Below are 21,454 nucleotides of genomic sequence, written 5' to 3'. Positions count from 1 at the left end.
GGTCCCGGCGTGGAGCGCGGTCCCGGCGTGGGGCGTTGTCCTGGCACAGGGCGCCGTCCCGGCGCGAGGCGCATTCCCGGCGTGGGGCGCCGTCCCGGCATGGAGCGCGGTCCGGGATCGCGGCGGTCGGGCCCCAAGGGGCGCCGGGAGCGGTGGCGGCCGGTGCTCCGCGCGCCGGGGGTGGCCGTCGCCGCGTCCGGCACGGTCAGACGTCAACGCTCTCCTTCGAAGCGCTCTCGGCCGCCTCACGTGCCGCCTGCTTCCTGGTGGCGAACAGACTGGTGATGGTGGTGACCACGAGGACCGCGCAGATCACGCCGAGCGAGACCGGGATGGATATCTCGGGGACATGGACGCCGGACTCGTGCAGCGCGTGCAGGACGAGCTTGACGCCGATGAATCCGAGGATGACCGACAGGCCGTAGCTGAGGTGGACCAGCTTCTTGAGCAGGCCGCCGATGAGGAAGTAGAGCTGTCGCAGACCCATCAGCGCGAAGGCGTTGGCCGTGAAGACGATGTACGGGTCCTGGGTCAGGCCGAAGATCGCGGGGATCGAGTCGAGGGCGAAGAGCACGTCGGTGGTGCCGATCGCCAGCATCACGACCAGCATCGGCGTCATGACGCGCTTGCCGTTCCGGCGGATCCACAGCTTGGTGCCGTGGTAGCGGTCGGCGACGCCGAACCGTCGCTCGGCGGCCTTGAGCAGCCTGTTCTCCTCGAACTCCTCCTCGTCCTCGTCGGCCCTGGCCTCCTGGATCAGCTTCCAGGCGGTGTAGATGAGGAAGGCGCCGAAGATGTAGAAGACCCAGGCGAAGTTGGCGATGATCGCGGCGCCGGCGGCGATGAACACCGCGCGCAGGACTAGGGCTATCAGCACGCCCACGAGGAGCACGCGCTGCTGGTACTTCGAGGGCACGGCGAACTTCGCCATGATGAGGACGAAGACGAAGAGGTTGTCGACGCTCAGCGACTTCTCGGTGATGAAGCCGGCGAAGAACTCTCCGGCCGGCTGTCCGCCGGCGAAGAGGAGCAGTCCGAGTCCGAACAGCCCGGCGAGGGCGATCCAGACGACGGTCCAGATTCCGGCTTCCTTGATCGATACGTCGTGCGGCTTGCGGCCGATGAAGAAGTCGACCGCGATCAGTGCGGCCAGCCCCACGATGGTCAGGACCCACAGGGTCAGGGAAACATCCACTGCGCCTCCGGCAGTACGTAACGGCAGATTTCAGTCGTTCGCCACCGGAGGTCTCTTCCACCCGGGTCCACAGAGGCGCTGGATACGCCCCGCGGTGCACGGGCCGACGCCCCGGGATCTGACTCGATCCGTATTGACGGGTGCGCCGCAGCAGATAGGGAGTACTCCCCTCCGAATGGAAAAAGAGTACCCGAATCACCAAGGAAAGGTAAAGAGGAAAGTAAAAGAAGGTCCAAGTGCCCTGGTCAGGAGGCTTTACTGTTGCTTGGGGAAGCCCTTCGACACCTCAGGCCCGACGCCTCGCGAGGGGCGGGAGGGCCCGGATCAGGTCAGCGGTTCCACGACCGGCGGGCTGCCGCGACCGCCGCGAGGACCTGATGGAGCACCTGGCTGTTCGCGGGGACGAGCGAGGGCTCGTACGTCCACGCGTGCCCGACCCACGGATCGGCGAGATGGTCGTCGGGCACCGGCGTGATCCTCAGCAACGACCGCCACAGCGGATCGAGCAGTGGTCCGTACGCCGCCGCGTCCTCCCGGTCGGCCACCATCATCAGATGGACGCCGACGGCCGGACCCTCGTCCGCCAGGTAGCGGAGCTGGGTGACGGCGCGGTCGTCGAAGCCGTGCGGGAAGTCGTTGACGATCAGGAGCTGCTCGGCGGTGTCGAGACCGGGCGGCAGCGAGTCGGCCGCTCCCCCGCGCACCGCCATCTGCACCAGGTCGACGCGCTGGGTGAGACGCTGCAGCACGTCCGCCACGCCCGTGGCACCGGCGGCCGGAGGGGTGGCGAGCACCCCGGACTGGGTGAGGGGAGCCAGGGACGAGGCTCCCGTGCCGGCCGGGTCGATGACGTGCACGGCGAACTCGCCCGGGGGGTACACGGCGAGCAGCCGGGCCGCGTGCGCCACGGCGGTGTCCATGGCGAGGCGGCGCACCTGGTCGGAGTCGGCCAGTGTGCCCTCCAGGGAGCTGCGCCCACTGTCGATCCACAGGCCGCGCTCCAGCGGCAGACGCACCAGCATGGGAATGCTCAGGTTCTCCGTCTCGGGCAGACGGAGGTCGCCGAGCCTCAGCGCCATGGGTATCTCCATGGGGGCGCGGTAGCCGTGCCAGACGGGGTTGTCCCAGCGCGCGTAGGCCATCGGCAACGCGGGCTCCACGACCTCGGCCTCGGCGGTGAGCTGGGCGAGGTCACGGTCGAGAGCGGCCCTGGCCTGGTCGACGAGCTGCGCGTGCTTGGCGCGGGCGGTCTCACGGGCCGCGTCGCCCTGGCCCCCGATCCGGCTGCGCGGGTCGGAGAGAACCTGGTCGAGCTCCTTCTCCATGCGGGAGTCGGCGAAGTCGACGGCGCTGCGGTAGGCGGCGACGGTCCTGGCCAGGTCCTCGAACATCCCCCATACCTGGTTGTACAGCCGCTCCTCCATGGACCAGCCGGTCGCGTCTCCCGCGACCGGCTGCGCGGGCTGTCCGGGCTGGGCCGGTGGAGCAGTGGGCGGGGGCGGCGGCGGAGCGGAGGTCTGCCGCCGGGGGTGGCTGTAGTCGACCGGGCCACCGGCGCCGGGCGACGGCGACTGGGTGACCTGGGAGGGGTCGGCCGGTGCGGGGCCCTGGTGACCGGTCCCCGGATTCGTGGCTCCCTGCGGTCCGGGCGTGTACGGGCTCTGCTGCGGCGGCACCGCTCCCGAGGCGCCCTGGGTACCGGGCCCGGGGTAGGGCTGGTCCGGTCCCGGCGCCGAGGCGGCGGCCTGTCGGGACCGGTCCGCCTCGGCGGTGCGCGGCGGAGGTGCCGCGACCGACCGCGCCAGGCCCTGGGCCACCGCTTCGTTGATGCTGCCCGCGAGCTGCCGGGCCTCGGGAAGCCCCTGGTCGGTGAGGAGTTCGGCGAGTCCGCCCGCGTAGCCCTGGCCGACAGCGCGCACCTTCCAGGCGCCCTGCCTGCGGTAGACCTCCAGGGCCACGACGGCGGACTCCGTGTCCAGTCCGGTGACGGTGTAGCTGGCGACCTCGTGACCGTCGAGGCCGGTGACCGCGACGAAGGGGGCGGCGACGGCGCCGAACCGGACGGGTCCGCCCACGCCGGTGGGCAGCGCGAGCAGCACGCTGACCCGGTGCACGGCCTGGGGCAGGGCGTCCAGGTCGAAGGCCAGCCGGTGGTCGGCCGCCGCCTGCTTGGACACCTCGAGTCCGGGAAGCGTGGGCGCGCCCGGGTGGGCCACCCACTCGACGCCCCGGACTCTGCCCTGTTCGTCGCTGAGCGTGGCTCCGGCCACGATCGGCTTCCCGGCCGAGACACGGACCTCGAGACGGACCTGAGGGAGCGGGTGGTTCTGCCCCCTGACCAGCTCGGCCGTCATCGTCTTGTCCCCCTATGTCGCTGTGTGCAGTGTGCGCCGGCCGCTCAGAGGTGCGGCAGGATGGCGGGCATCAGGTCCTGGAACGTGCGGCCGTTGGCCGGAGTGCCGAGGGCCGTCATCTGCCAGCCGGTTCCGGAGCGGTGCACCTTCGCCATGATCTGGGCCGTGTACTGGCCGCCGCCCGCCAGCGTGTAGCGGGCCAGTTCCTGGCCGTTGGTCTCGTCGACCAGGCGGCAGAACGCGTTCTGCACTTCCTGGAAGGTCTGGCCCGTGAAGGAGTTCACGGTGAAGATGATCTGGTCGATGTGGACCGGGACGCGCTGCAGGTCGACGAGGATGGCCTCGTCGTCGCCGCCCTGGCCCACGCCGCCGACGAGGTTGTCACCGGTGTGGCGCACCGAGCCGTCGTCGCTGACGAGGTGGCGGAAGAACACCACGTCGACAGGCTGCTTGTCCGCGAAGAGCACGGCGGACGCGTCGAGGTCGATCTCCCGGGTGCGCGAGCCGAACAGGCCGCGCCGGGGGGCCGCCTGCCAGCCGAGTCCCATACGGACCGCGGTCAGCGTGCCCCCGTCGTTCTTCTGCAGACTGATGGCCTGACCCTTGGTCATGTTGACCGTCACGCGCTGTTCCCCTCTCGAACTGTCCCCTGTTGCCGCGGAGTCCGCGGATGAACAGAACCCTACGCAGCGGCACTGACAGCGCCGAACCCTGGGGCGGACTTTGTGTCGGTCTTGCAACACACCGCCCGGCGTGCCGGGGGTCGGCGCCCTCAGGGGGACCGTCAGGCGATTCCCGCCTCCTTCATCTGCCGCAGCTCCTTCTTCATCTCGGACACCTCGTCGCGCAGCCGTGCCGCGATCTCGAACTGGAGGTCGGCCGCGGCGGCGCGCATCCGTTCCGTCAGGTCCTCGATCTGCTGCGCGAGTTCGGCCGCGGGACGGTCGGTCGGCACGCTGTCCTTGGCCTTGCCGGACTTGGCGGCTCGGGTCGCCTTGGCGCCCAGCGCGGGCACGGGGGCCTTGGCTCCCTTGCCGTCCTTGGTCTTGCGGTAGCCGGAGCCGAGCAGCTCCTCGGTGTCGACGTCCTCGCGGGCGATCTGGGCGACGATGTCGTTGATCTTCTTGCGGAGGGGCTGCGGGTCGATGCCGCGCTCCTTGTTGTACGCGATCTGCTTCTCCCGGCGGCGGTTGGTCTCCTCGATGGCCTTCTCCATCGCCGGGGTGATCCTGTCCGCGTACATGTGGACCTGGCCGGAGACGTTGCGCGCCGCGCGGCCGATGGTCTGGATCAGGGAGGTGCCCGAGCGCAGGAAGCCCTCCTTGTCGGCGTCGAGGATCGCCACGAGGGAGACCTCGGGAAGGTCGAGGCCCTCGCGCAGGAGGTTGATGCCGACCAGGACGTCGAACTCGCCGGCGCGCAGTTCGCGCAGCAGCTCGACGCGGCGCAGGGTGTCGACGTCGCTGTGCAGATAGCGCACCTGGATGCCCAGTTCCAGGAAGTAGTCGGTGAGGTCCTCGGCCATCTTCTTGGTGAGCGTGGTGACCAGGACGCGCTCGTCCTTCTCGGTGCGCTGCCGGATCTCGTGGACCAGGTCGTCGATCTGGCCTTCGGTGGACTTGACGACCACCTGGGGGTCGATCAGGCCGGTGGGGCGGATGATCTGTTCGACGTAGCCGTCCGAGCGGGAGAGCTCGTAGTTCCCCGGCGTCGCGGAGAGGTAGACCGTCTGGCCGATGCGCTGCTGGAACTCCTCCCACTTCAGGGGGCGGTTGTCCAGGGCGGACGGCAGCCGGAAGCCGTGGTCGACGAGGGTGCGCTTGCGGGAGGCGTCGCCCTCGTACATCGCGCCGATCTGCGGAACGGTGACGTGGGACTCGTCGATGACGAGCAGGAAGTCGTCCGGGAAGTAGTCGATCAGCGTGTTCGGCGCGGAGCCGGGTTCACGGCCGTCGAAGTGCATCGAGTAGTTCTCGACCCCGGAGCAGGAGCCGATCTGGCGGAGCATCTCGATGTCGTACGTCGTCCGCATGCGCAGGCGCTGGGCCTCCAGGAGCTTGCTCTGCTTCTCCAGCTCGGCGAGGCGCTCCCCCAGTTCCTTCTCGATGTCGTTGACGGCGCGTTCCATGCGCTCGGGACCGGCCACGTAGTGGGAGGCGGGGAAGACGTAGACCTGGTTGTCGTCGCTGATGACCTCGCCGGTGAGCGGGTGCAGCGTGGACAGGGCCTCGATCTCGTCGCCGAACATCTCGATGCGGACCGCGAGCTCCTCGTAGACCGGGAAGATCTCGATGGTGTCGCCGCGGACCCGGAAAGTGCCGCGGGCGAAGGCGACGTCGTTGCGGGTGTACTGGATGTCGACGAAGCGGCGCAGCAGGTCGTCGCGGTCGATCTCGTCGCCGACCTTGAGGCTGACCATGCGGTCCACGTACTCCTGCGGAGTACCGAGGCCGTAGATGCAGGACACCGACGCGACCACGACGACGTCCCGGCGGGTCAGCAGCGAGTTGGTCGCGGAGTGGCGCAGGCGCTCCACCTCCTCGTTGATCGAGGAGTCCTTCTCGATGTAGGTGTCCGACTGCGGGACGTAGGCCTCGGGCTGGTAGTAGTCGTAGTACGAGACGAAGTATTCGACCGCGTTGTTCGGCAGCAGCTCGCGGAACTCGTTGGCGAGCTGGGCGGCCAGCGTCTTGTTCGGCGCCATGACGAGTGTGGGGCGCTGGAGCTTCTCGATCATCCACGCGGTGGTGGCGGACTTGCCGGTGCCGGTCGCGCCCAGCAGGACGACGTCCTTCTCACCTGCGCGGATGCGCTTCTCCAGGTCGGCGATGGCCGTGGGCTGGTCACCGCTCGGCTGGAAGTGGCTGACGACCTCGAAGGGCGCCACCGAACGTTCGATCTTGGATACGGGCCGCATGGATCCACCGTACGACCCCGCACTGACAACCGGGCCGGTTCACCTGCTCTGCGGGGTGCGGGAGCGGCGGTAGGCGCGTTCCCGCACGGGGCGGACGGCCGGGCGGCGGCCGTTGCGCAGGGGGACGGTATGGGCCGGGACGCCCGGCCTTCTGATCTCCGCGGGGCGCCGGTCGGGCTTGCCCACGACCATCTGCGGATCGAACATGACGACGACGCCCGCCAGACAGAGGAGGGCCAGGGGGCCGATCATCATGGGGGCGAGGAGGGCGGCAGCCGAGTCCCCGGCGGGGGTGCCGTCGGCCGGGCCGTGCAGGTGGACGCTGAGCGCCGCCATGCCGGTGTAGTGCATGCCGCTGACGGCGAGCCCCATGACGAGGCTCGCGCCGACGCTCCAGAGGAATCCCCGTACCTGCCCGGCGGCCCAGAGGGCGGCGATGGCGGCCACGACGGCGATGACGACCGAGGCGGAGACGGTGAGGGTGTTGTACGTGAGCTTGCCGTTGAGCCGCATCCCGGCCATGCCCAGGTAGTGCATCGAGGCGATGCCCAGCCCGGTGACGGTCCCGCCGGTGAACAGCGCTCTCCCGGTGGCTCCCTGGTAGCCGACGATGAAGATCCCGGCGCCGACCATCAGGACGGCGACGCCCAGGCTCGCGAAGGTCGTGGGCCGGTCGTAGTGGACGGGGCTCTCCTCGACGGTGAAGCCCATCATCGCGATGAAGTGCATCGTCCAGATGCCGGAGGCGATCGCGACCGAGCCGAGCGCGAGCCAGCCGGCCCGCCAGGAGCCGCCGACGAGCATGGATCTGGCGGTGCAGCGAAGACCCAGCGCCCCGCCCAGGCAGGCCATGAAATACGCCACCAGCGGCGTGACGAGTCCGTAGGTGAAGCCGTCGACCGTGCCTCGCATGCGCGGCTGCCTTTCCCGCCCTGTTAAGCCTGGAACTGTCCGAAACACCCCCGCGGCCCGGACCGCCGGAGCGGACCTGGTCGAGGCTGAGCGTACGACCCCACCGGAATGGTCGAACGATAATCCTGCAAACAATCACGACCTCTCCCCAGTTGTGCGGTGGCGGCAGGCGGACTTGGACAACTCCATTCAATCCACGGCCATCTCCCTTCCCCCCTCCGTCGACTCTCTGCTGTCAGTCTTGTGCTGTCCGTGATCGTCCGACGCGAGGAGAACGCATGCACGCGCGCGTTGCCGCCGCCACGACCGCCGCGCTTCTTGGGGGAGCCGTTTTGATACTGCCCAGCCCGCACGCCAAGGCCGGCGGCCGGATCACGGCACCGCTGGTCGTCGCCCACCGCGGCGCCTCCACGTACGCTCCGGAGAACACCCTGGCAGCCGTCGACCGGGCGGCCGAGCTGGGCTTCGACTGGGTCGAGAACGACGTCCAGCGCACCCGCGACGGCCAGTTGGTCGTCCTCCACGACGCCTCGCTGGCCCGCACGACCGACGCCGAGACGGTCTATCCCGGCCGAGGCCCTTGGGACGTCAAGGATTTCACCGCGGCGGAGATCGCCCGTCTGGACGCCGGGAGCTGGTTCGGCCCGCGGTTCGCGGGCGCGAAGGTTCCGACGCTGCGGGAGTACATGGAACGCGTGTCGCGCAATCACCAGAAACTCGTCCTGGAGATCAAGAATCCCGAGCTGTATCCGGGCATCGAGCGGCAAACACTGCGGCTTCTGAACAACCAGGGTTGGCTGGATCCGGTGCATCTGCGGGACAGACTGATCGTCCAGAGCTTCAGCGCGAACAGCGTACGGACCGTGCACCGGCTGCGGCCCGGCGTCACGACGGCCTTCCTGGGGACGCCTCCGGTCGCACGGCTGCCCTGGTACGCGCGGTTCGCCGACCAGATCAACTCCGATCATCGGTCCCTGTCGCCCGACTACGTCGCCGCGGTCCACGCGCTCCACGGTCCGCACGGCCCGATGAGGGTCTTCGCCTGGACCGTGGACGACGCGGCGACCGCGCGGAACCTGGCGGACTTCGGCACGGACGGCGTCATCACGAACACGCCCGACGTGATCCGCGCCGCTCTGCCCTAGCCGGCCCCCCGGGGCGCGGACGGTTCCGGGTCCGCGCCCCGGGCATTGTCAGTGGCGGGCCGTACGGTGGATCGCATGAACAGCCACGGGCGGTACGAGCAGCAGATCGTGTGGTCCGTCGTCGGCACGGACATCGGTCCGCTGCTCCTCGCCGCGACGCCCCACGGCCTGGTCAACGTCGTCTTTCACGCCTCGGACAGCGTGCGCGACAAAGCGCTCGACCGCCTCGCGTCCCGTCTGGGCGGCGAGCCCGTCGAGGCGCCCGGGTCCCCGCTGCTGGCCGAGGCGATACGCCAGGTCCAGGCGTACTTCGCGGTCGAGCGGCAGGACTTCGACCTGCCGCTCGACTGGTCGCTGATCTCGGGGTTCAACCGCCAGGTGCTGCGCGAGCTGAACTCGGGCGTCCCGTTCGGATCCGTCGTGGCCTACGGCGACCTGGCCGGACGGGTCGGCGCGCCGGGGGCGGCCCAGGCCGTGGGGGTGGCCATGGGCTCGAACCCGCTGCCGGTCGTGGTGCCCTGCCACCGGGTGGTCGAGAGCGACGGCGGCATCGGCGGTTTCGGGGGCGGCCTGGAGACCAAGCGCAAACTGCTGGCCCTCGAAGGCGTCCTCCCGGAGCCGCTGTTCTGAGGCCGTGACTGGGCCACCGTCCGTACGTGCGGTGGCGTGACCGGGCCGGACCCCGGGCCGGAGACCGGCCCGGGGTTCGGTCGGGTGTCCCGCCAGGTGTCCGGTCCGGTGATCCTCAAAGGCTGATGTGGTACGCCTTGCGCAGCGTCTCGTGGACGGTCCACGTGGTGCGGTCGCCCTCGCGCAGGAACGCCGCGTCGCCCGGACCGACCTCGATGACGTCGCCGCCCTCCACCTCGATGGTGGCGCGCCCGCTGACGACGACGAAGAGTTCGTTCGCCTCGGTGTCGGTCACCACGCCGGGCGTGATCTGCCAGATGCCTCGCAACTGCTTGCCGTCGGCGGACTCCCACAGCACCTTGCCCGTCACGACGGGGTCGCCGGAGACGATCTGGGCCGGGTCCAGCGGCTCGGGATCGAGCTCGGCGTCGGGAATGTGGACGGCGAACGACGGCGTGGCCTGGGAGTTCATGGTCATGAGCGGACACCCTAAGGGCTCGTCCTCCACCCGGGGCACCGAGGGTCCCCCTGCCCGGAGATGCCGAAGCCGCTGCGCAAGGGTTTGGCCGGGCGCGCCTCTCGCCAGAGATCAGGGAGGGGAACGTCGACCGACGACAGGAGGCAGGCGCGTGATCGTGACGTCCGAAGAGGTGCGGGAGGCGCTCGACGCGGACCGGCCGGTGGTGGCCCTGGAGTCCACGATCATCGCCCACGGGCTGCCGCGCCCGCGCAATCTGCAGGTCGCCCTCGAACTGGAGGAGGTCGTCCGAGCGGAGGGCGCCGTCCCCGCGACGATCGCCGTGCTCGACGGCCGGCCGCACGTCGGCCTGGACAAGGGGCAGCTCGAACGGGTCGCGAACGAGGACGGCATCCGCAAGCTCGGCCACCGCGACCTGCCGCTCGCGGTGGCCTCGGGAGCCAGCGGGGCGACGACGGTGTCCGCAACCGCGCTGCTGGCGGCCCGCGCGGGGGTACGGGTGTTCGCGACGGGTGGCCTCGGTGGCGTGCACCGGGAGTGGACCGTCACCCAGGACGAGTCCGCCGACCTGGGCCTGTTGGCCCGCACCCGGATCACGGTGGTGTGCGCCGGCGTCAAGTCGATCCTGGACGTGCCCGCGACACTGCAGCGCCTGGAGACGCTGGGCGTGGCCGTTGCCGGGTACGGAACGGACCGTTTCCCCGGCTTCTACCTCTCCGACTCGGGGCATCCCGTGGACTGGACCCTCGACTCCCCCGAGCAGGTCGCGGCGGTGATGCGGGCCCAGGACGCGCTGCGCGCCCCGGACTCGTCGCTCGTCGTCGCGAACCCCGTCCCCGAGGAGGAACAGCTCGATCCCGCGCTGCACGCGCGTGTGCTCGCCGAGGCACTGCAGGCGTGCGAGGCGGAGGGTGTGACCGGACAGGCGGTGACGCCGTTCCTGCTCTCCTATCTGGTTCAGCACACGGACGGTGCCTCGCTGGCGGCCAATCTGGCGGCGGTACGGGGCAACGTGCGCCTCGCAGGAAAGATCGCGGCGGCCTGGGCGGGGGCGTGAGCGACGCGGGCAGGCGTGTCGAGGCCGAGGGGGCCGATGCCGGAGGGCCCGAGGCCGCCGGGCCGGGGGGTCCGGCCGAAGGCGCCCTGCTCGTCGTCGGGGACGTGGTCACGGATGTCGTCGCCCGGCATCGCGGCCCGCTGGCGGCCGGCACCGACACGGTCGCCGCCATCCGGACCGTGCCCGGCGGCGCGGGCGCCAATGTCGCCTGCTGGGCCGTGCACGCGGGCTGCGCCGACGTACGGCTGCTCGGCCGGGTGGGCCTGGACGCCGCGGAGTGGCACGAACGCGAACTCACGGCGAGCGGCGTACGGCCCCTGCTGGTGCGGGATCCGCAGGCGCCGACCGGGACGGTGATCTGCCTGGTGGACAGTGGCGCGTCGGCGGAGCGTACGTTCCTCACGGACAGCGGCGCGTCCCTGCGGTTGGCACCGGAGGACTGGTCACCGGCGCTGCTCGACGGGGTCGGGCGACTGCATCTGTCGGGCTATCTGCTCTTCTCCGGATCGAGCCGGGCGCTGGTGTCGACGGTGCTGGAGTCGGCACGCGCGCGCGGTGTGCCGGTGAGCCTCGATCCGGCGTCGGCCGGATTTCTCACCGAGCTGGGTGTGGACCGCTTTCTCGGCCTGTGCGCGGGCGTCGACATCCTGCTGCCGAGCCGTGACGAGGCGTGTCTGCTGACCGGGCTGCCCGATCCGGCCGACGCGGCCGCCAAACTGAGCCGCCACTTCCCCCTGGTCGTCGCCAAGCTGGGCAGGGACGGCGCCCTGGTCGCCCGTTCCGGATCCGTCCGGGCCCGGGTCCCGGCGCTGCGGGCGGCGCCGCGGGACACGACGGGCGCCGGTGACGCGTTCACCGGCGCGTTCCTCGCCGCACTGCTCAGGGGCGCCGGTCCCGAAGAGGCCGCCGGGGCGGGGTGCTCGGCCGGGGCCAGGGCCGTGGAACGGATCGGCGGGAGACCGCCCGCGGAGCGTACCGGCGGCTGACCTCCCACGGAGAGCATCCGGCGGGGCGAGGGAGGACGGCGGGCCCGTCGAGCCCCCCGGCGGAGCGACGACGTAGGCAGGGGACGGCCGATCAGGTTCTCCTCCCCTCACGCCCGGTCAGTTCTTGCGCCCCCAGGCCGAGATCATCGGAGCGGTCGCCAGGTCCATGGACCCGGTGGCGACGTTCGCGAGGTGCCGGTCGATCTCCTCGTGGGTGGCCAGGCCGGCGGTGACGAGCTGGTCGCGGATCTGCCGGACCGTGGCGGCCTCCAGCTCGGCGCACGCGGGCGAGGTGACGGGAAAGTACGCGTCGGCCTCGACGCCCCGCAGGCCCGCGTCCCTGAGCAGCCGCGGGAGCTTGCGTCCGTAGGCGAGGTCGGCGCCGCGATCGGCGAGCAGTTTGCGGAAGCCCTGGCGCAGCCGGTTCGCGAGCTGCTGCTCGGGACCGTACTCCTCGGGGCAGAGCAGCGGCTGGAGGGCGGGATCGGCGTCTTCGACGAGGAGTCTGCCGCCCGGCCGCAGCGACTTGATCATCGACTGCAACGCGCGCTCCCGGTCCGGCACGTGGACCAGGACGAGCCGGGCGTGCACGAGGTCGAAGCCCTCCCCCGGCGGTTCCTCGGCACCCACGTCGTGGACGCGGACCTCGACGGGCGAGCGGGCCACGGACGCCGCCCACGAGGTGTCGATGTCGGTCGCGACGACCTTCCCCGTCGGACCCACCTTCTTGGCGAGCCAGGACACGACGGACGTGCCGCCCGCCCCGACCTCCCAGCAGCGCCAGCCGGACCCGACGCCGAAGCGCTCCATGTGCCGGAACGTCGTGGGGTCGAAGAGAGTGGCGAGGGCCTCGAAACGCCGGCCCGCCTCCGTCTGCTGGTTGTCGAGGAGATACCCGTCGGCTCGCGTCATGGGGAGATCATCCCAGTTGACCCGCCCATCGCCGATGGTCGACGCTCCCGTCGTCGGCACGGAGGTCGTGCGAGGGACCGGTCCCGCCCCGCCCGGCCGAGTGACCCACACCACGGAACGGAATGCTCCGTTCCCACAGCCTTTTCCGGTGTCCGACCAGGCCTGGCAGACTGGCCCGCCAGGCGCAAAGTGCGGCCCGAGGAGATCCACGCGAGGAGATCCAGATGTCCATGGCAGGGAATTTGCGGAAGGTGACGGCTCTCGGCGCGGTCGACGGCCTCCGCAGAGTGGCGCGGCTGACACGGCGGAGCCGTCGTGTCGACCTGAGTCACCCCGCCCGGTCGCCGCTGGGCTCCTCGGTGGTGAACTGCGTGGCGTACCGGGACGGCGTGCGGCTCCCCGAGAGCAGCGATCTGGTCGAAACCGTGCGGCGGATCCGCAAGCGCGACGACGGATTCGTCTGGCTGGGGCTGCACGAACCGACCGACGTGGAGTTCGCGGGCATCGCGGAACTATTCGACCTGCATCCGCTGGCCGTCGAGGACGCGGTCGAGGCGCATCAGCGTCCGAAGCTGGAGTGGTACGGCGACACACTGTTCGCCGTGTTCAAAACGGTCTGCTACGTGGAGCACAAGGAGCTGACGGCCACCAGCGAGGTGGTGAACACGGGCGAGATCATGGTGTTCGTCGGTCCGGACTTCGTCATCACCGTGCGGCACGGACGGCACGGATCCCTGGGCCCGCTGCGCGAGGAACTCGAGTCCGACACGCAGCAGTTGTCCAAGGGGCCGGCCGCGGTCCTGCACGCGATCGCGGACCATGTGGTCGACGAATTCGTGAGCGTGGCGGACTCGGTCCAGGCGGACATCGACCAGGTGGAGGCCGACGTGTTCGCCGAGAACGGCGCACGCACCGACGCCGGCCGCATCTACCAGCTCAAGCGGGAACTCCTCGAACTGAAGCGGGCGGTGATCCCGCTCGCCCGGCCCGTCCAGGAGCTGGCGACCCGGCCGACGCGGGTGCTCGCACCGGAGATACAGGCGTACTTCCGTGACGTCTCCGACCATCTCCTACGGGTCACCGAGCAGATAGCCGCCTTCGACGAACTGCTCAACTCGATCCTGCAGGCGCATCTCGCGCAGGTGACGGTGGCGCAGAACGAGGACATGCGGAAGATCACGGCGTGGGCGGCGGTCATCGCCGTCCCCACCATGGTCTGCGGCGTCTACGGGATGAACTTCGACAACATGCCCGAACTGCACTGGAGGTTCGGCTACCCCATCGTCATCGGCGCCATATCCATCGGCTGTCTCGTCCTGTACCGCGGGTTCCGGCGCAACGGCTGGCTCTGACACGACCCTCGCCGGGCGCGTCCGGCGGGTCAGGCCGTCATGCCGCCCGCGCCGCCCCTCGCGTAGACGCTCTCGACCCAGCCGGCGAGTTGTTCGTCGCTGAGGTGCTGGGCGAGGTCGGCCTCGCTGATCATGCCGACCAGCCGTTTGTCCTCGATCACCGGAAGCCGGCGGATCTGGTGCCCCTTCATCTCCTGGAGCACTTCGCCGACATCGGCGTCGGCGTCGATCCAGCGCGGTGTGCCCTGGGCCATCTCGCCCGCGGTGATGTGTGCGGGGTCATGGCCCATGGCCACGCAGCCGACGACGATGTCGCGGTCCGTGAGAATGCCGCAGAGGCGTTCGTCCTGATCGCTGATGGGCAGTGCACCCACGTTGAGCTCGCGCATGAGCTGGGCGGCGCGGTCCAGGGTCTCGTGGGCGGGGATCCACTGGGCACCCCGGTGCATGATGTCTCCGGCGGTGGTCATGAAGTACCTCCTGATGCCGGACGGCCGGCGCGGCGCGGAACACACCGCTAGTCCCGGCGCCCTTCATTCTTGCCGCGCCCCCTGAGCCACGCACCCGGAGATCCGTGGATCAGGCGCCCCCGGTCAGCCGTTCCAGGCCGGGTGGCGGGGGTCGTCCGCCCGTACGAGGAGGTCGGCGGCGGTGTCGGGACCCACCTCGCTCTCGTACCGGGAGAAGGCGGGGAGGGTCCAGTGCTCCGCCTCGGGAGTACGGCGACGGAGGGCGCCGGGAGACAGGAGGACGTGAACGCTGAGGTCGAACGGGAACCAGTGCCGCAGGAGGAGGGGGCCGTGGAGCAACAGGATTCCGCCGGGCGGGAGTTGGACGTAGGGACTTCGGGTGGCCCGGTCGGTGACGGGATCCAGGAGGTCGGGCAGGACTCTGCCGTCGCCGCCGGGTTCGAGCGGGCCGAAGACCTCGCGCCAGAGGGCGCCCGTGTCGAACCAGCCGTCGTAATAGGCGTCGACGTCCTGGTGGCCGTATTCGAGCCGGAGGGAGGCGGGGCGCAGGAAGCCCTGCGTGCCCACGACCAGCGCGGGACGGCCGCGTACCCGCAGTGCCTCGAAGACGCGCTGCGCGAGTTCGCCGGGGCGGGCGGCCGGTGCTCCGTCGAAGGCGACGCGGGGCCAGGAGCCGCCGTCCTGCGGCTTCAGGTCGAGCAGCCGATCCGCGAGCCGGTCGCCGAGCCGTTCCCAGGTGATCGCTTCGAGTCGCACAGGTCCCATCATGCCGCGCGCGTGAGGGGACCCGGCCGGTGCCTCGGGCCGCGGGCCGGCGCCGAGGGCGTCGGGCGGCCGGCCCGGAGTTCGCGTGGGGGCGTCGGCCGGCGACGTAGATGTGGCTCCGGTCCGGGGAATGAACCGCGTATGGCACCGATCGCTGATCCCCCGCACCGGAACGGACTTCTCGTCGTCCAGCCGCTCAGGAAGCGGCACTGCGTCGAGTGCCGGAGCGGGCCGCTCCCCCTGGTGATGCTGGAGGAGGGGGCGCCTCGGTGCCTGGACTGCGTGGATCTCGGACACCTGGTGTTCCTGCCACGCGGAGACACCGCGCTGACGCGCAGATCGCGGGAGGGCAGCTCGCTGTCGGCCGTGGTGGTGCGGTTCAACCGGCGCCAGGGGCGTTACGAGCGGCAGGGCGTTCTGGTCGAGGAAGCGGCGCTCGCCCTGGCCGAGGAGCGGTGCCTGGCGGACGCGGAGTCGCGGCGCCGCCGCCGGGCACGGGACGCGCGGCGCCGGGAGGCGGAGGACGTCCGCTTCACGGAGGCGTTCGCGCGGGAGATATCCCGGCTGTACCCGGCCTGTCCGGCCGACCGGGCACGGGCGATCGCCGCACACGCCTCGGTGCGTGGCAGCGGACGGGTCGGGCGGAGCTCGGCGGGCCGCGCGCTCTCCGAGGCGGCGGTGACCGCGGCGGTCCGCGCGTCGGTACGGCACACCGAGACTCCGTACGACCAACTGCTGATGAACGGCGTCTCGCGGTACGAGGCACGCCGCCGGATCGCGGCCACGGTGGACGCGAGGCTCCGGGAATGGCGCGAGGACATCACCGCGCAGGCCTGAGCGAAGGGGGGCCGGAGAAGGCTGCCGGGGCGGCGGTCGCACGGGGCGCGTGAGAGCGGGCGCAAGGGATACGCGGGGCGGACGGCGCGAGCGTGAAGGGTCGACGCCGGGATGTGACGCCAGGGGTGTGAGGGTCGGACGGCGGATGGTGTCAGGGGTGTGGGGAGGGTGGCGGCTGATGCTGTCAGGGGCGTGAGGGTGGACGGCGGGGCGGGCGAAGACGGTCACGCATGAGGGCGCGCCGCTCGGCCATGGCCGCCGGCGCCGTGGGGGATTTGGCTTGAGATGACGGCCGGCGCTGTGCAGGATCTTGGGTCCGGCCTGATCGACACGGGAGTGGACATGATCGATGGACCGTATTTCGTGCTGACCCTGCTGGGGGTGCTCGGCTGCGGGCTGGTGGCCGGTGTGTTCCTCGGCTTCTCGACCTTCGTGATGAGAGCCCTCGCAACGTTGCCGCCGGCGCAGGGCGTCGCCGCGATGAACGCGATCAACGTCGCCGCGGTCCGGCCCCCGTTCATGCTCGCGTTCGTCGGGTCGGCGGTGCTGTGCTCGGTGCTGGCGGTGGTGACGTTCGTGCTGCTGCCGGACGAGGGGACGGTGGAGCTGCTGCTCGGCAGCGCGCTGTATCTGTTCGGTGCGTTCGGGGTGACCATCGCGGCGAACGTGCCGCGCAACGACGCGCTGCTGAAGCTGGATCCCGGAACCCCGGAGGCGGCCGCCTACTGGCCCATATTCGTGCGCCAGTGGACGACGTGGAATCACGTCCGCACCGCTGCGGCGTCCGCGGCGGCGGTGTCGTACGCGCTCGCCCTCACCTGAGCCGGTACGCGCCTTCGCCCTGCACGTGGCCGCCCGGCCCGGGTTCTCGGGTCGTGGTCGTCCGGAGCGGCGACGGGTGCGCGGGAGACGTATCGTGGCGGGAAAGGGGTGTTGCCCGGATTCCGTGGCCGACCAGGGTCGATGTCCGCGTGGTCGCGCCCTCTCGTACGCGTACACGAGGGAGACGGCCATGGCCGATCCCAAGGGTTTCATGAACACACCCCGCCAGGAGTATCCGCGCCGGCCGATCCGGGAGCGGGTGCGGGACTGGGACGAGGTGTACGTTCCCGGGGGCCTGTTGCCGATCATCGAGAAACAGGCCGACCGCTGCATGGACTGCGGCATCCCCTTCTGCCACGACGCGTGTCCCCTCGGCAATCTGATCCCCGAGTGGAACGACCTCGTCTCGCGGGACGACTGGCGGGCGGCGAGCGACCGGCTGCACGCCACGAACAACTTCCCCGAGTTCACGGGGCGGTTGTGCCCCGCCCCGTGCGAGGCGGGCTGTGTACTGGCGATCAACCAGCCGGCGGTGACCATCAAGAACGTCGAGGTCGCCATCGCCGACAGGGCCTGGGAGGACGGGCTCACACCGCCGCGTCCCCCGGACCGTCTTTCGGGCCGGACGGTCGCGATCGTCGGGTCGGGGCCCACCGGGCTCGCCGCGGCCCAGCAGTTGACCCGGGCCGGTCACACGGTGGCCGTGTTCGAACGGGCGGACCGGATCGGCGGTCTGCTGCGGTACGGAATCCCCGCGTTCAAGATGGAGAAGCGGCAGCTCGACCGCCGGCTGGCCCAGATGCGGGCGGAGGGGACCAAGTTCCGTACGTCGACGGCGATCGGCAGCGACATCGGGGCGGCCGAGCTCAAGGCCCGCTACGACGCGGTGATCCTGGCGCTCGGCGCCACCTCGTGGCGTGAACTGGACGTCCCGGGACGGGGGTTGTCCGGCATCCATCAGGCGATGGAGTACCTTCCGCTGGCCGACCGGGTGTGCGAGGGGGATCTGGAGGTCTCGCCGTTGTCGGCGGCGGGCAGGCATGTGGTGATCGTCGGGGGTGGTGACACCGGTGCCGACTGTCTGGGGACGGCCGTGCGCGAGGGGGCCGCGTCCGTGACGCAGCTCGACATCTACGGGCAGCCGGAGGACGAGCGCGACGAGGACGCCGAGCCGTGGCCGACGTATCCGAAGATCTACCGGCTCTCCGCCGCGCACGAGGAGGCCGGCGCGCTGGGCACGGCGCCCGCGGCGGACGCGGACGCCCGGCTGTTCGCCGCGTCCACGCTCCGGTTCGAGGGGGACGCCGAGGGCCGGGTGCGCTCACTGCATCTCGTGAAGGTCGACGAGCGGCGCCGCCCGGTCCCCGGCTCCGGACGGACCCTGCCCGCCGACCTCGTCCTGCTCGCGCTCGGCTTCTCCGGCCCGGACCTGCACGACGGACTGGTGGACCAACTGGGACTGGAGGTCGAGCCGCGCGGCACGCTCGCCCGTGGCGCCGACTTCGGCACGAACGTTCCCGGGGTGTACGCCGCCGGGGACGCGGCGCGCGGGCAGTCGCTGGTCGTGTGGGCGATCGCCGAGGGCCGGTCGGTCGCCGCCGCGGTGGACCGGGCGCTCAGCGGGGCGGCCCGCTCCCCTCTGCCGGCACCGATCGGGCCGTACGACCGCCCGATGACCGCCTAGCGGTCGGGCCCTGCCCTGTCACGCCGTTCTCCGCGAGTCCGTGCCGTGTGAGTCAGCGCCGTCAAGGTCCGCGCCGTGTAAGTGAGCGCCGTGTAAGTCAGCGCCGTGGTAAGTGATCAACTCGGAACCAAATTCAGGAAAGTCGTGGAAAAGAGCAAACAAATCGTTCAGGAGAGAAGGAAGTCCGCCTCTCCCGCTTTCGCGCCTTCGATGAAGGCGGTCATCTCGCCGGGCGTGTAGATGAGGGCGGGACCGTCCGGGTCCGCGGACTGACGTACGGCGATGCGGCCGTCGGCGAGTTTCATCGCCTCCAGGCAGTTGCCGCCGTTGCCGCCGCTCCACGGCTTGTGCCAGCCCTCGCTGCCCAGTTCACGGGCGGGCATTCCGTTGTAGATGCGCACGTCGCCTATTCGCGGGTTGATGCGTTCCGGCGTGATGCGTTCCATTCACAGCTCCTTGCGGAGATCCCGGAGGATCTCCTTCGTGCGATGTGCCGTGGCGGCTTGGGCCGCCATGCGGTCCATGACCTCCAGGTGGGTCGCCACCTCGGAACGCGCGTCCAGGTAGACGGCGCCGGTCAGGTACTCGCTGTAGACCATGTCCGGGAGTTCCGGCATGGCAAATCGGAACAGCACGAAGGGCCCGTACGTGCCGGGGTGCGGGCCCGAGGAGAACGGGATCACCTGCAACGTCACATGGGGCAGCTTCGTGGCCTGAAGCAACTTGTCGATCTGCGCGCGCATCACCTCGGGGCCGCCGATGGTGCGGCGCAGCACCGTCTCGTCCATCACCACCCAGATCCGGGGCGCGTCCTCGCGCGTGAGCAGAGCCTGGCGCTGCATGCGCAGGGCCACATGGCGCTCGATGTCCTCGGGCCTGGTCTGGCCGATGGCGCCCGCCTTCAGGACGCCGCGAGCGTAGTCCTCGGTCTGCAACAGGCCGGGGATGAAGTGCGGTTCGTAGGAACGCAGCAGGGAGGCGGCGCCTTCCAGGCTGACGTGCATGGAGAACCAGTCGGGCAGGATGTCGTGGAACCGCTGCCACCAGCCCGGCTTGTTGGCGTCCTCCGCGAGCTGGACGAAGGCTTCGGCCTCCTGGTCGCCGACGCCGTACGACTTCAACAGGAGCTGGAGGTACGGGATTTTGAGGGAGACCTCCGCCATCTCCATCCGGCGGACCGTCGCGGGGGCGACACGCAGGATCCGCGCGGCCTCCTCACGCTTGAGACCCGCGCGTTCCCGCAGGTCCAGCAGGCGCCGTCCGAGAACGACCTGGCCGACCGTCGGCGCGGACCGCGGTTCGCTCACGTCCCACCTCCCCTGAGTCCGGGCAGCCCGTTCGGCGCCGTCCGGGTTCTTCCTCGTCCACCTCGACGATCCCAACTGGCGCCGCTCGGCTAGCTGTTGCCAGCAGTGTGCCACGCGCCCCCACAGCGTCACACGGCACTCTGCATTTTTCAGAGTGAGTCTTGCCAAGTGTTCGCGGCGACGCGATAGTGGCAAGCGTGATTCCGTCCGCGCCGTTAGGAACAGACGCCGTCGAAGACCGGTTCGGTCTCCGAGCCGCCATGGGGCACGACCCCGGGGCGGCCGCCGAGCGCCGGTTCCGCTTCGAGTTGGCCGCACACCCGGGCTCCGTGGCTCAGGCGAGACGCCTGACCCGGTCCCGCCTGTCCGGCTGGGCGGTGAGCGAGGACGCCTGTGAGACGGCGACGCTCGTGGTGTCGGAACTGGTCACCAACGCGATCGTCCATGCCGCCGGGCAACGTGTCGTCTGCGAACTGCAGGACGCCGGCGACGTGGTGCGCGTCATCGTGTGCGACGAGGGGTGCGCTCCGGGCGAGCCGCACCCCTCGGCACAGCGGCCCGACGAGGAGCACGGGAGGGGATTGCTTCTCGTCGCGGCAGTGTCCAGGGGCTGGGGGGCCCAGGACACCGGGCCCGGTCTGCTGGTGTGGGCGGAGATCGCCCGCTCGGCAGACCGGGCCGAAAACACCTGGCGCGAAGCGGGGGCGCCCGAGGCGGACACCGGTCCGCGGGCGGACCTCGGCTGGAGCGCGAAGAAGCCCCCGAACGACGGTCGGGGCACGGGGGCGGAGGGATCCTGGGGGGCGGGAATCGTGGGGAACCCCCGACTTCCCTCCGCCCCGGGCGGCGGCGAGGACCGGGGTCCGCAGCAGGATCTCGTACGGGATCAAGACCGGGACCGGGATCGGGAGAGCCTGTGAGCCGTACGTCCGCGGCGGGGCCCGCGGCGCGGGTCCTGAGCCTGGACACGCTGGTCCGGGTGAACCGCGGCCGGCGGCGGCCCGGGCCGCCGAGGCGTCTGCCCGTCCCCGAGGACATGACCGTGCCGCTGGGCTGCGACGCGGTGTCGGTGCCCGCCGCCTTCGGACCGCTGCTGCTGTCGCGGCTGCCTCGTGTGGGCTGCGTCTACGCCGACGGGGCGCACTGGTGGTGGATCGTTCCTTCCGACTCCGACGTGGCCCTGGAGTGGCCGACACCCGCCCACTACGTCACGGGGGCGGTCGTGCCGGACGCGCCTCGGATTCCCGGGCTCATCCACAAACCGGATGGCACGCTTCCGTATACGCCGCCGATCCCCCTGTATCTGGCCCTGTGCCAGGTCACGGGCACGACGCCCGCCTGGTCCCGCCCGATCAGCGCCTGAGCCTCGTTCCGCGACCGATGCATCCCCGCCCCTGAGCGAGGGCGGCCGGTCCCGCGCTCACTCCACGCCGTCGACGCCGCCCACGACGACCAGGAACGCGTCGGAGGCGAGGTCCATGACGACCTCCGCCGCCTGGCCCTCCTGACGGCGCGCCTGCGCGAACTCCTCCGCGGGCCACGACCCGCGTGGTCCTCCGGCGGGGAAACGCTCCAGAACCCTTCGCCCGTTCACGTTCAACCTCCATGTCGTGCCTGTGGAGAGTTAAACG

The 21,454-nt window shown here is 70.8% G+C and carries 23 protein-coding genes; 10 read left to right on the top strand and 13 right to left on the bottom strand.

Annotated elements, in window-relative coordinates; all coding sequences use genetic code 11:
- Window positions 1–205: 205 nt before the first annotated feature.
- The 5 genes from ACFRIC_RS37430 to ACFRIC_RS37410 all read right to left on the bottom strand — a co-directional run bounded on the left by ACFRIC_RS37430 (window position 206) and on the right by ACFRIC_RS37410 (window position 7,378).
- The gene (locus tag ACFRIC_RS37430) at window positions 206–1,195 is read right to left on the bottom strand and encodes a TerC/Alx family metal homeostasis membrane protein (RefSeq protein ID WP_382795820.1); all 990 of its coding nucleotides are present in this window, start codon (window positions 1,193–1,195) and stop codon (window positions 206–208) included.
- 329 nt (window positions 1,196–1,524) lie between these two features.
- Window positions 1,525–3,549 carry a TerD family protein gene (locus tag ACFRIC_RS37425; protein WP_382795817.1) on the bottom strand — a complete coding sequence of 675 codons (2,025 nt, stop codon included), beginning with the start codon at window positions 3,547–3,549 and terminating at the stop codon, window positions 1,525–1,527.
- Between the two features lie 44 nt (window positions 3,550–3,593).
- Window positions 3,594–4,172, bottom strand: a complete 579-nt coding sequence (locus tag ACFRIC_RS37420) for a TerD family protein (protein WP_328453674.1) — start codon at window positions 4,170–4,172, stop codon at window positions 3,594–3,596.
- Between the two features lie 161 nt (window positions 4,173–4,333).
- Window positions 4,334–6,466, bottom strand: coding sequence for an excinuclease ABC subunit UvrB (gene uvrB, locus ACFRIC_RS37415; protein WP_382795813.1), 2,133 nt, complete (start codon window positions 6,464–6,466; stop codon window positions 4,334–4,336).
- 39 nt (window positions 6,467–6,505) lie between these two features.
- Window positions 6,506–7,378, bottom strand: a complete 873-nt coding sequence (locus ACFRIC_RS37410) for an MHYT domain-containing protein (RefSeq protein ID WP_382795810.1) — start codon at window positions 7,376–7,378, stop codon at window positions 6,506–6,508.
- A 278-nt stretch (window positions 7,379–7,656) separates the two neighbouring features.
- On the opposite strand from ACFRIC_RS37410, the gene ACFRIC_RS37405 reads away from it, so the two are divergent.
- Window positions 7,657–8,523: a glycerophosphodiester phosphodiesterase gene (locus ACFRIC_RS37405; RefSeq protein ID WP_382795807.1), complete on the top strand. Its 867-nt coding sequence runs from the start codon at window positions 7,657–7,659 to the stop codon at window positions 8,521–8,523.
- A gap of 75 nt (window positions 8,524–8,598) precedes the next feature.
- A complete protein-coding gene (locus tag ACFRIC_RS37400) occupies window positions 8,599–9,153 on the top strand; it encodes a methylated-DNA--[protein]-cysteine S-methyltransferase (RefSeq protein WP_382795805.1) in 555 nt (184 codons plus the stop codon).
- Window positions 9,154–9,268: 115 nt separating this feature from the next.
- Here the strand turns inward: ACFRIC_RS37400 and ACFRIC_RS37395 are convergent, their stop codons facing one another.
- Window positions 9,269–9,631 (bottom strand): cupin domain-containing protein, encoded by a 363-nt coding sequence (locus ACFRIC_RS37395; protein ID WP_382795802.1) that lies wholly within the window; start codon window positions 9,629–9,631, stop codon window positions 9,269–9,271.
- A 151-nt stretch (window positions 9,632–9,782) separates the two neighbouring features.
- Here ACFRIC_RS37395 and ACFRIC_RS37390 point away from each other — a divergent pair, with 151 nt between their 5' ends.
- Complete coding sequence (locus ACFRIC_RS37390; RefSeq protein ID WP_382795800.1) at window positions 9,783–10,688, top strand: pseudouridine-5'-phosphate glycosidase; 906 nt, start codon at window positions 9,783–9,785, stop codon at window positions 10,686–10,688.
- Between the two features lie 86 nt (window positions 10,689–10,774).
- Window positions 10,775–11,674, top strand: coding sequence for a carbohydrate kinase family protein (locus tag ACFRIC_RS37385; protein WP_382795998.1), 900 nt, complete (start codon window positions 10,775–10,777; stop codon window positions 11,672–11,674).
- 117 nt (window positions 11,675–11,791) lie between these two features.
- Here the strand turns inward: ACFRIC_RS37385 and ACFRIC_RS37380 are convergent, their stop codons facing one another.
- Entirely contained in the window at window positions 11,792–12,586 is a 795-nt protein-coding gene (locus ACFRIC_RS37380; RefSeq protein WP_382795797.1) for a methyltransferase domain-containing protein, read from the bottom strand.
- Window positions 12,587–12,810: 224 nt separating this feature from the next.
- Here ACFRIC_RS37380 and ACFRIC_RS37375 point away from each other — a divergent pair, with 224 nt between their 5' ends.
- Window positions 12,811–13,938, top strand: coding sequence for a magnesium and cobalt transport protein CorA (locus ACFRIC_RS37375; protein ID WP_382795794.1), 1,128 nt, complete (start codon window positions 12,811–12,813; stop codon window positions 13,936–13,938).
- Between the two features lie 29 nt (window positions 13,939–13,967).
- Here the strand turns inward: ACFRIC_RS37375 and ACFRIC_RS37370 are convergent, their stop codons facing one another.
- Together ACFRIC_RS37370 and ACFRIC_RS37365 are read right to left on the bottom strand one after the other, a co-directional pair.
- Entirely contained in the window at window positions 13,968–14,408 is a 441-nt protein-coding gene (locus tag ACFRIC_RS37370; RefSeq protein ID WP_382795791.1) for a CBS domain-containing protein, read from the bottom strand.
- Between the two features lie 123 nt (window positions 14,409–14,531).
- A complete protein-coding gene (locus ACFRIC_RS37365; RefSeq protein WP_382795995.1) occupies window positions 14,532–15,173 on the bottom strand; it encodes a uridine kinase in 642 nt (213 codons plus the stop codon).
- 141 nt (window positions 15,174–15,314) lie between these two features.
- On the opposite strand from ACFRIC_RS37365, the gene ACFRIC_RS37360 reads away from it, so the two are divergent.
- From ACFRIC_RS37360 to ACFRIC_RS37350, 3 genes are all read left to right on the top strand, one after another.
- Window positions 15,315–16,010 (top strand): DUF2293 domain-containing protein, encoded by a 696-nt coding sequence (locus tag ACFRIC_RS37360; protein WP_382795789.1) that lies wholly within the window; start codon window positions 15,315–15,317, stop codon window positions 16,008–16,010.
- 342 nt (window positions 16,011–16,352) lie between these two features.
- A complete protein-coding gene (locus ACFRIC_RS37355) occupies window positions 16,353–16,832 on the top strand; it encodes a DUF1772 domain-containing protein (protein WP_382795992.1) in 480 nt (159 codons plus the stop codon).
- Between the two features lie 190 nt (window positions 16,833–17,022).
- Window positions 17,023–18,516, top strand: coding sequence for a glutamate synthase subunit beta (locus ACFRIC_RS37350; protein WP_382795787.1), 1,494 nt, complete (start codon window positions 17,023–17,025; stop codon window positions 18,514–18,516).
- Between the two features lie 18 nt (window positions 18,517–18,534).
- Here ACFRIC_RS37350 and ACFRIC_RS37345 read toward each other — a convergent pair whose 3' ends face one another.
- From ACFRIC_RS37345 to ACFRIC_RS37335, 3 genes are read right to left on the bottom strand one after another with little or no spacing between them, the layout of a single operon-like run.
- Entirely contained in the window at window positions 18,535–18,636 is a 102-nt protein-coding gene (locus ACFRIC_RS37345; protein ID WP_382795990.1) for a pentapeptide repeat-containing protein, read from the bottom strand.
- A gap of 47 nt (window positions 18,637–18,683) precedes the next feature.
- Window positions 18,684–18,962 (bottom strand): DUF397 domain-containing protein, encoded by a 279-nt coding sequence (locus ACFRIC_RS37340; protein ID WP_355765303.1) that lies wholly within the window; start codon window positions 18,960–18,962, stop codon window positions 18,684–18,686.
- Window positions 18,963–19,823, bottom strand: a complete 861-nt coding sequence (locus ACFRIC_RS37335) for a helix-turn-helix transcriptional regulator (RefSeq protein ID WP_382795784.1) — start codon at window positions 19,821–19,823, stop codon at window positions 18,963–18,965.
- Between the two features lie 260 nt (window positions 19,824–20,083).
- Between ACFRIC_RS37335 and ACFRIC_RS37330 the strand changes: the two genes are divergently transcribed.
- Together ACFRIC_RS37330 and ACFRIC_RS37325 are read left to right on the top strand one after the other, a co-directional pair.
- Window positions 20,084–20,743, top strand: coding sequence for an ATP-binding protein (locus tag ACFRIC_RS37330; protein ID WP_382795782.1), 660 nt, complete (start codon window positions 20,084–20,086; stop codon window positions 20,741–20,743).
- Complete coding sequence (locus ACFRIC_RS37325) at window positions 20,740–21,186, top strand: hypothetical protein (RefSeq protein WP_382795779.1); 447 nt, start codon at window positions 20,740–20,742, stop codon at window positions 21,184–21,186. The genes ACFRIC_RS37330 and ACFRIC_RS37325 overlap by 4 nt, the downstream gene beginning before the upstream one ends.
- Window positions 21,187–21,243: 57 nt before the next feature.
- Here the strand turns inward: ACFRIC_RS37325 and ACFRIC_RS37320 are convergent, their stop codons facing one another.
- On the bottom strand, window positions 21,244–21,417 hold the full coding sequence (locus ACFRIC_RS37320) for a hypothetical protein (RefSeq protein ID WP_355765291.1): 174 nt from the start codon (window positions 21,415–21,417) through the stop codon (window positions 21,244–21,246).
- Between the last annotated feature and the right edge of the window lie 37 nt (window positions 21,418–21,454).

Origin of the sequence: Streptomyces sp. NPDC056738 (assembly GCF_042790435.1) — a bacterium.
Classification (GTDB): domain Bacteria; phylum Actinomycetota; class Actinomycetes; order Streptomycetales; family Streptomycetaceae; genus Streptomyces.
The sequence above is the reverse complement of the archived record's forward strand: the minus strand, read 5'-3'. Positions and strand labels throughout refer to the sequence as shown.

Excerpts from the sequence above, each read along its gene's own strand:
- ACFRIC_RS37425 (WP_382795817.1), bottom strand. The coding sequence starts at position 3,549 with ATGACGGCCGAGCTGGTCAGGGGGCAGAACCACCCGCTCCCTCAGGTC.
- uvrB (WP_382795813.1), bottom strand. The coding sequence starts at position 6,466 with ATGCGGCCCGTATCCAAGATCGAACGTTCGGTGGCGCCCTTCGAGGTC.
- ACFRIC_RS37410 (WP_382795810.1), bottom strand. The coding sequence starts at position 7,378 with ATGCGAGGCACGGTCGACGGCTTCACCTACGGACTCGTCACGCCGCTG.
- ACFRIC_RS37405 (WP_382795807.1), top strand. The coding sequence starts at position 7,657 with ATGCACGCGCGCGTTGCCGCCGCCACGACCGCCGCGCTTCTTGGGGGA.
- ACFRIC_RS37400 (WP_382795805.1), top strand. The coding sequence starts at position 8,599 with ATGAACAGCCACGGGCGGTACGAGCAGCAGATCGTGTGGTCCGTCGTC.
- ACFRIC_RS37395 (WP_382795802.1), bottom strand. The coding sequence starts at position 9,631 with ATGACCATGAACTCCCAGGCCACGCCGTCGTTCGCCGTCCACATTCCC.
- ACFRIC_RS37380 (WP_382795797.1), bottom strand. The coding sequence starts at position 12,586 with ATGACGCGAGCCGACGGGTATCTCCTCGACAACCAGCAGACGGAGGCG.
- ACFRIC_RS37375 (WP_382795794.1), top strand. The coding sequence starts at position 12,811 with ATGTCCATGGCAGGGAATTTGCGGAAGGTGACGGCTCTCGGCGCGGTC.
- ACFRIC_RS37370 (WP_382795791.1), bottom strand. The coding sequence starts at position 14,408 with ATGACCACCGCCGGAGACATCATGCACCGGGGTGCCCAGTGGATCCCC.
- ACFRIC_RS37365 (WP_382795995.1), bottom strand. The coding sequence starts at position 15,173 with ATGGGACCTGTGCGACTCGAAGCGATCACCTGGGAACGGCTCGGCGAC.
- ACFRIC_RS37360 (WP_382795789.1), top strand. The coding sequence starts at position 15,315 with ATGGCACCGATCGCTGATCCCCCGCACCGGAACGGACTTCTCGTCGTC.
- ACFRIC_RS37355 (WP_382795992.1), top strand. The coding sequence starts at position 16,353 with ATGATCGATGGACCGTATTTCGTGCTGACCCTGCTGGGGGTGCTCGGC.
- ACFRIC_RS37350 (WP_382795787.1), top strand. The coding sequence starts at position 17,023 with ATGGCCGATCCCAAGGGTTTCATGAACACACCCCGCCAGGAGTATCCG.
- ACFRIC_RS37340 (WP_355765303.1), bottom strand. The coding sequence starts at position 18,962 with ATGGAACGCATCACGCCGGAACGCATCAACCCGCGAATAGGCGACGTG.
- ACFRIC_RS37330 (WP_382795782.1), top strand. The coding sequence starts at position 20,084 with ATGGGGCACGACCCCGGGGCGGCCGCCGAGCGCCGGTTCCGCTTCGAG.